The organism is Actinoplanes sp. NPDC051470, assembly GCF_040682035.1.
Lineage (GTDB): Bacteria > Actinomycetota > Actinomycetes > Mycobacteriales > Micromonosporaceae > Actinoplanes.
Window position 1 is genome coordinate 50,782 of sequence record NZ_JBFBAA010000022.1, and the last position, 7,726, is coordinate 58,507.

Sequence of the window (7,726 nt, forward strand, 5' to 3'; positions counted from 1 at the left end):
CGTATGGGCACCGCCCGGCGCTTGCTCTGAGCGCGTATGGGCACCGCCCGGCGCTTGCTCTGAGCGCGTATGGGCACCGCCCGGCGCTTGCTCTGAGCGCGTATGGGCACCGCCCGGCGCTTGCTCTGAGCGCGTATGGGCACCGCCCCCGCGCCTGCTGTGAGCGTGTATGCGCATCACCGGCTGCGGTGGTGGGACGTTGTCGTACCCGCGGCCTAGGGTTGTGGCGTGCGGATCAGGATCGAGGGCAGCGACCTGCCGGGGCGTCGCCCGGGGGCGACGGCCGATGAGTTGCGGCTGGCCAATGTGCATGTGGGGGTGCAGCGGCAGTCGTCGCCCGAGTTTCTGGTGCCGGCGTCCGAGGTGTCGGCTTCGTGGGAATTCGAGGTGGGCAGCCGGGATGTCGGCGAAGGGCTCGTCGACGTCGGTGGGCCTTGGGTGCATGGGCGGCCGGGGGCGCGGTTCCTGTATCTGACCTGGGGCGCGGTCAATGATGAGCGGTTCGACATGTTCCGGCGGGCCAAGTTGCTGTTCTCGGACATTCCGGGTGAGGTGCTGCTGGCTGGGCATGCGGGCACTGCCACGATGGTGGGGCGGCTCGGCCTGACCGACGCCGCGGGTGGGCCGATCTGTGCCCGGGTCCGGCCGCCGGTGATCACCTGGACCGCCGAGTGACCCGTGTCCTCCACGGGGTCATCGCCCGTGATGGCGCCTTCGCCGTCTGGGCCGAGGTCGACGCCGCCGCCCGGCCGCACGCGGCCGCCTCGCCGGCTTTCCTCGGGTCCGGTCCGGAGCCTTCCGCCCTGGGATCTGATTCGGCCGGCGCGGACCTGGCGGCGAGATCCGGCTCGGCGACGCGGGTGGCGCCCGCGGCGGATCCGGGTGGCGACGAGGCGGTTCCGCCAGCCGAGGCGGCTGACCTGGGCGAGGCGGCTGCTCAGGGTGGGAACGCCGGCCACGAGGAGGCGCCTGCTCGGGGCGAGGCGGCTGCTCAGGGTGGGAACGCCGGCCACGAGAAGGCGCCTGCTCAGGGTGAGGTGGTGTTCGCGCCGTCGCGGCGGCGGGGGGAAGCGGCTTGGCATCCCTTTGCGGCCGGGGTGGAGGGGCTGCCGGACGGGGACGCGCGTGGGCCGTTGACGCTGTTGCTGCCGTCGGTCACCAGTGGGCCTCTGGCGTCGCCGCAGCTCGGGCTGGCGGCGCGCCGTGGCAAGGCGCGTTGGCAGGCTTGGCAGGTGGCCGCGGTGACCGTGCCGTTCGTGAGCGCGGATGTCGCCGACGACGATGATCGGATCGGGCCGTCGCTGGCCTATCTGGTCGAGGTGTGTGCGTTCGCGGCCGACCTGGTTGCCCGGGGGCGGGTGTTGCCGGGGGTGTGGCCCGACGGGATGCGGCCGCGGGCCTATTGGCGGGCGGTGCTCACCGGGCCGGATGTCACTCGGCATGCTGAGCTGCTGCGACGCATGCCCGCGGCCTGTCGCGCGGAACGCCTCCGGCCCGGTGACACCGATGGGCGGCCTGCGGCCGAACTGCTCCACGCCGCGCTTGATCGGCTCATCGACGGGCTGGTCCGCACGCGTCTCGCCGAGGCCGGGGTCACCCTCTCCGGCGAGCCGTGGCTGACCGCCCTCACCGATGACGGGTCACCCACACCGGCCCGCCCGCCGGCCGCGCTCACGACGACGAAGGCCGCGGCGGCCGGGCGGCCCACTGCCCTGGCACGCGATGAACCGTCCGAGGCCGACGAGGGTCTCGGCGCGCATGACGCCGCCCTTGCCGGCGGCGAGCCGCCGCGAATCGGCGACGGGCCGGCCGGCCCTGAGCGGGAGGGAACCGACGACGAACCGGGCGGGGTCGGGCGGCAAGAAGCCGATGAGTGGCCGGAACGGGTGCCGGGGGAGTTCGAGGCGGCGCCCGAGGTGGTGCACGCGCTGACCGAGATGCTGGATGCGTGGCATGCGGAGGCGGCGGGCGGGGCGGCGGTCCGGGTGGTGTTCCGGCTCAGTCATCTGCAGGAGATGGAGCCTGATCTGCCCGACGCCACGGGTGGTGCGGTGGAGGCGCCGGCGGAGGACGCCTGGCTGGTCGAGTTCTTGCTGCAGCCGCTGGATGAGCCCAGTGTGCTGGTCACGGCCGGGGACGTGTGGCGGGATGAGATCGCTCCGTTGCGGCGGTGGACGCATCGGCCGCAGGAGCGGCTGCTCGCGGGGCTGGGGCGGGCGGCCCGGCTGGTTCCGGAGCTCGACGAGGCGTTGCGGGTGGCCCGGCCGGTTGATCTGGTGCTGACCACCGAAGGGGCGCATCGGTTCCTGACCTGCGCGGGGGTGCTGGAGCAGGCCGGTTACGGGGTGATGGTGCCGGCCTGGTGGCGGGACCGGCCGGGGCTGGGGCTGGCGCTCGACGTGCGGACGCCGGAGCCGATCGCCCCGGTGCTGCGCGACCGGACGGCCAACCTGGCCTCGATGGTCGACTACAACTGGGGGCTGGCGCTCGGCGGGCGGGTGCTGACCGAGGACGAGCTGTCCGACCTGGCCAAGGTCAAGGTTCCGCTGGTCCGGCTGCGCGGGCGCTGGGTGCATCTCGACCCGGAGCGGCTCGCCGCGGGGCTGGCGTTCCTGGGGCGGGGCGGCGGGTCGATGACCGCGGGGGACGCCCTGCGGATGATCCGGCTGCTGCCGCCCGAGGAGCTGCCGCTGCCGGTCACCGCGGTGTCCGGCGCCGGGTGGGCGGCCGGTCTGCTCTCGGGGGACCTGGACGAGCGGCTCGAGCTGATCGACCAGCCACCGGACCTGATCGGCGTGCTCCGGCCGTACCAGCGAAGGGGTTTTTCCTGGCTCTCCTTCATGGACGGGCTGGGGCTGGGCGCGTGCCTGGCCGACGACATGGGGCTGGGCAAGACCGTGCAGTTGCTGGCGCTGCTGCTGCACGCGCGGCGGGGGCCGACGCTGCTGATCTGCCCGCTGTCGGTGCTGGGGAACTGGCAGCGGGAGGCGGCGAGGTTCGCGCCGTCGCTGCGGGTGCGGGTGTGGCACGGGGCCGAACGGGAGGCGGCGGTCGACTGCGACGTGCTGCTGACCACGTACGGGACGGCGGCGAAGGACCACCAGGCGCTGGCCGCGATGGGCTGGGACCGGATCGTGCTGGACGAGGCGCAGCACATCAAGAACAGCGCCAGCGCGGTGGCCAAGGCGGTGCGGCGCATCCCGGCGCGGTCGCGGATCGCGCTGACCGGCACGCCCGTCGAGAACCGCCTGGCCGAGCTGTGGTCCATCCTGGACTTCCTCAACCCGGGGGTGCTGGCCGGCGCGCCGACCTTCCGCGCGCGCTTCGCGGTTCCGATCGAGCGGTACTCCGATGAGGACGCCGCGCACCGGCTGCGGCAGGCGACCCGCCCGTTCCTGCTCAGGCGCGAGAAGGCCGACGCGTCGATCATCAATGACCTGCCCGACAAGCGGCACGTCCGGCATCTGTGCGGGCTGACCGCCGAGCAGGCCACGCTCTACCAGGCCGTGCTGGACGACATGCTGGAACGGATGGGTGAGGCGTCCGACCGGCGCAAGGGCTACGTGCTGGCCACGATGACCAAGCTCAAACAGGTCTGCAACCACCCGGCGCAGCTGCTCGGCGACGGCTCCCCGCTGCCGGGGCGCTCCGGCAAGCTGGAACGCCTCGAGGAGATCCTCGACGCGGTGCTGGCGGCGGGGGAGCGGGCGCTGTGTTTCACCCAGTTCACCCGGTTCGGGTCGATGCTGACGCCCCACCTGGCCGCGCGGTTCGGCGTGCCCGTGCGCTACCTGCACGGCGGCACCCCGCGCGCCGAACGCGACCGGCTGGTCGCCGAGTTCCAGGCCGACACCCGGCCGGGCATCTTCGTGCTGTCGCTGAAGGCGGGCGGCACCGGGCTCAACCTGACCGCGGCCAACCATGTCGTGCACGTCGACCGCTGGTGGAACCCGGCCACCGAGGCGCAGGCCACCGACCGGGCGTTCCGCATCGGGCAGCACCGCGACGTCCAGGTGCACACGCTGACCTGCCTGGGCACCCTCGAGGAACGGATCGACGGGATGATCGCCGAGAAGGGCACGCTCGCCGAACGGGTGGTCGGCAACGGCGAGAGCTGGCTGACCACGCTGTCCACGGCCGAGCTGCGTGACCTGCTCGCCCTCTCCCCGGAGGCCGTCGGTGACTGACCTTCAACCCTTCCTGGGTACGTTCGAATCACTGCGCCTGACCTCGACCTTCTCCCGGGGCCGCCGGGACGCCCGCAACGGCTACGTCCGCAGCCTCACGATCTCCAGCAGTCTCGTGGTCGCGCGGGTCCGCGGCCCGGAAGATCGCGCGGCGTTCCGGGCCCGCATCGCGGTGCGGGCGTTCGGCGCGGCCGAGTGGGCCCGCGTCGAGGACGCCCTGGCCGCGCAGGCCCGCTTCGTCGCCGACCTGCTCGACGGCCGCATGCCGGCCGGCATCGACCGGATCTTCACCGAGGCCGGCCTGACCCTGCTGCCGCTGTCCCTCGACGACGTGGCGATGGACTGCACCTGCGAACGCTGGCCCATGCCCTGCGTCCATCTGGCCGCGACCCTGTACGAGCTGGCCCGCTCCTTCGACACCGACCCGTTCGGGGTCTTCGCCTGGCGCGGCCGCACCCGCGAGGAACTGCTCGACCGCCTGCGACGGTTGCGCGGCGCGGTGGCGGTCGCCGCGTTCGACCCGCCCGCGGAGCCGCCGCCGTCCGCTTCTCCGGGGCTCGGCGACCCGGCGGACTTCTGGGGAACGGACGCGGTGCCCCCGGCGGCGCCGCCGGCCCGGACCCGCCCGGATGTCCTGCTGGACCAGCTCGACCCGCCCCCGCTCGGCGACGATCTGATCGAGAAGCTCCGGCCCGCCTATCTGGCCCTCCCGGTCGACGAGTAGAGATTCATCCTAGGATGCTGTAGAGGGTGTGGCTTGTGACATCAGGGGTTGAACGGCTCCGCGACGCCTTCGACGAGGCCGAGCTACGCGCCGACGTCGACGCGCTGAACGCCCTGCTGGCCGACGACTTCCGGTCGATCGGCGAGCAGGGCCACGTGCTCGACAAGGCGCGGTGGGTCGGCAAGTTCGCCGAGTTCGCCTACGTCAGCCTGGAGAGCAGCGACGTCGAGTGAGCTTCTACGGTCACGCGGCGATCGTCCGGTGTGTGCAGCGCAGCCGTTCGCTCTGGCGCGGGCAGGAGATGGCGTTGACCACGCGGGTCGGCCAGACGTGGGTCGAGCTGCCCGAGGGGTGGCGGCTGGCCGGCCTCCAGTTCAGTTCCCTCAGCGCTGCGGCCACATCATCGGCTCCTGCATGATCGGCTTCTACATCATCGGCGGGGCCGGGGTCTCGTTGAGGGCGGCCACGATCGTCTCCTCCTCGTAGCGGAGGTGGGCGTTGAGCTCGGCGGCCAGGCGGTCGAGCTCGGGCACCAGGTGGTCGCGGCCGGCCTCGGCGTCGGCCAGGGCCTGGATGCGGTGCTGGATGTCGGCGACCACCTCGTGCTCCTTCTCCAGGCGGATGATCACCTCGGTCAGCTCGGGGTGGGTGCGGGCCAGCATGGGGAAGACGCCGCGGTCCTCGCCCGTGTGGTGCCGGGTCAGGTAGCCGCAGAAAGCCACGCAGTTGGCGCGCAGATCTTTCGCCGGGGTCAGCTGTTCGCCGGCCGCGGCCTGGCTCTGCAACGTCGCCAGCTCGGCGCGGAACCAGTCGTGGACCTCGATGAGCCAGTCGCCCATCCCTTTGACGCGGTTGTCGGTCATGAAAGCACTTCCTGTCGTCGCGAGAGCTGAAGGCGACAGGGAACGACAGAAGGGGTTACCCCGCAAGGCCATACGTGCATGGGGAGAGGCCGGATCTGCCGGTCCTGTCAAGGCTTGAGGAAGCCGTTACCTCCATGCGGTAGGCCCCATCCGGGGGCGCGACGAAACAATATCAGCCCGGATGCGACCGCGCCGCCCCTCAACCGTGAGGGGCGGCGCGGTCAGGGTCGGCTCAGGACAAGAGGTTGACCAGGGCCGCCGCGCGGGTGCGGATGGCCGGGAGCTGGCCGTAGAGCGAATCGCCGCAGCAGAGCGTGGCGCCGGCCGCGGGGTTGGCGGTGTGCCAGTCACGGTGGCCGCTGATCGTCCGGAGGGTGGCCTGTGCGCCGGAGACCGGGTTGACGTAGCTGGTCGTACCCTCGGGGTCGAGGTTGGTGGCCCTGGCCAGCAGGGCGAGCACGATCGTGAGGGAGCGCACCGCCGCCGCCGTCGGGGGCGTGATCATCGTGTTGCCGAGCACGCAGATGCCGATGTTGCCGGCGTTGAAGCCGCCGACGTGGGCGCCGTTCACCATCTGGGGGCGGCCGTCCGCGCCCGGCTCCGGGCCGAAGACCGGGATCGGGTCGGCGTCGGAGTAGACGCCCTCGAAGACCCGGCCGAACTTGTCGATCAGCAGCTGGTAGCCGATGTCGCCCCAGTCGTTGGTGACCGCGTGGGTGTAGTAGATGCCGCGTACGTGCTGGATCGGGTCGTCGATCGGGTTGTCCTCACCGCTGTGGTGGACGGTGAGGGTCTGCACGCCGTAGAACGCGGGCGGCGTGTCGAGCGTGCCGTCCGGGTTGAGGCGGTAGGACTCGTCGGCGCCCCACGCCGCGCGGCTCAGGTAGCGCGGCCGCCACGGCGTCTGGGCGGCGCGCGGCAGGCTCAGGGCGCGGGGTTGCGCCCGGAGGGCCCGCTTGCGGCCGTCCACGGTGTTCAGCTCGGTCACGGCGGTGGGCGCGCCCTTGATCTGGTACGCGGTGACGCCGGCCGCCGCGACCAGCACGTTGCCGGGCGCCGTGGCACCGTCGGCGCCGGCCGGGCACCCGTTGGCGGCCAGGTCGCGCCAGCCGTCGGCGGTCCGGACCCGGAGGTCGGTGCCGGCCGGGACGCTGAGCTGGGTCAGCTTCAGCTCGGGCTGAAGCGTCCGCCCGGCGTCGACCGGCCCGCGGGCGGCGGCCAGAGTCTCGGGAACGGTGTCACCTTCGGCGGCGAACGCTTCGCCCCCGGCAAGGGCTACGGGCGCTGCGGCGGCGAGGCCGGTGGCCCCGCGGAGCAGAGATCGACGAGAAACCATGCGGCCGAACTTAGCGAACGGGTACACATCCCGCCCGGCCGCCCGGTGTCAATTGCCTGATAGCTACCGTCCGCCGCCGGATCGTTCCTGCTCAGCCGCCACCCGCGCCTGCGCGTCCGGGTCCAGATCAAGGACCTCGGTCGATGCGGTACCGTCCGCTCCGGACATTTCGCCGCTGCTGTCGTCGGCGCTCTCCGGGCCGGGTGGTTCTTCGGGGACCGGGATGCCGGCGGAGGGGCCGACCGCCCCGAAGCCGTTGCCGGTTCGTGGCTGGTCGTTGCTTGCGTCGCCCGCTCGGGGCTCGTTCGCGAACCAGTCGGGCTTGTCATCCACGTCGCCCGGCTGGAGGGGTGAGGTCTCGCGGGCCGCGGGTTCCCGCGGTGTCTTGTTCCGCAGGGAGGCGATGTCGACCGTTTCGATCTCGTCAGGGTCGAGCGCCGGCGCCATCGGAGAGACGGTGGGGCGTTCGCCGGTGGTGATCCGCACGGTCTCGGCGAGGCTGAGGTCTACCTCGGACGAAGCCGAGGTCTCGGCGGCCTCCGACGGCCCGGGCAGCCCAGGCGCCGTCTCGTCAACCGAGGACGAGGCGGGCACGACACCAGGCGACGCGGATGGA

7 protein-coding genes are annotated in these 7,726 nt (G+C 72.6%); 4 read left to right on the forward strand and 3 right to left on the reverse strand.

Features of this window, described 5'->3' with window-relative positions; genetic code table 11:
- Positions 1-228: 228 nt before the first annotated feature.
- The 4 genes from AB0M54_RS31825 to AB0M54_RS31840 are packed head-to-tail and all read left to right on the forward strand — an operon-like array spanning position 229 to position 5,144.
- Positions 229-675 carry a DUF5990 family protein gene (locus AB0M54_RS31825; protein ID WP_364322972.1) on the forward strand — a complete coding sequence of 149 codons (447 nt, stop codon included), beginning with the start codon at positions 229-231 and terminating at the stop codon, positions 673-675.
- On the forward strand, positions 672-4,187 hold the full coding sequence (locus AB0M54_RS31830; protein ID WP_364475385.1) for an SNF2-related protein: 3,516 nt from the start codon (positions 672-674) through the stop codon (positions 4,185-4,187). Before AB0M54_RS31825 ends, AB0M54_RS31830 begins: the two co-directional genes overlap by 4 nt.
- Positions 4,180-4,911, forward strand: a complete 732-nt coding sequence (locus AB0M54_RS31835) for a hypothetical protein (RefSeq protein ID WP_364475387.1) — start codon at positions 4,180-4,182, stop codon at positions 4,909-4,911. The genes AB0M54_RS31830 and AB0M54_RS31835 overlap by 8 nt, the downstream gene beginning before the upstream one ends.
- 35 nt (positions 4,912-4,946) lie before the next feature.
- Complete coding sequence (locus AB0M54_RS31840) at positions 4,947-5,144, forward strand: nuclear transport factor 2 family protein (protein ID WP_364475389.1); 198 nt, start codon at positions 4,947-4,949, stop codon at positions 5,142-5,144.
- A 192-nt stretch (positions 5,145-5,336) separates the two neighbouring features.
- On the opposite strand, the gene AB0M54_RS31845 is transcribed toward AB0M54_RS31840, so the two are convergent.
- The 3 genes from AB0M54_RS31845 to AB0M54_RS31855 all read right to left on the reverse strand — a co-directional run.
- Entirely contained in the window at positions 5,337-5,774 is a 438-nt protein-coding gene (locus tag AB0M54_RS31845; protein WP_364475391.1) for a hemerythrin domain-containing protein, read from the reverse strand.
- Between the two features lie 232 nt (positions 5,775-6,006).
- Complete coding sequence (locus AB0M54_RS31850) at positions 6,007-7,110, reverse strand: peptidoglycan recognition family protein (protein WP_364475392.1); 1,104 nt, start codon at positions 7,108-7,110, stop codon at positions 6,007-6,009.
- Positions 7,111-7,173: 63 nt separating this feature from the next.
- Positions 7,174-7,726, reverse strand: a 553-nt coding sequence (locus AB0M54_RS31855; protein WP_364475394.1) for a hypothetical protein, incomplete at its 5' end; no start/stop codon positions are given.

Bases quoted from the DNA above. Each gene is read 5' to 3' on its own strand.
- AB0M54_RS31845 (WP_364475391.1), bottom strand. From the start codon at position 5,774: ATGACCGACAACCGCGTCAAAGGGATGGGCGACTGGCTCATCGAGGTC.
- AB0M54_RS31850 (WP_364475392.1), bottom strand. From the start codon at position 7,110: ATGGTTTCTCGTCGATCTCTGCTCCGCGGGGCCACCGGCCTCGCCGCC.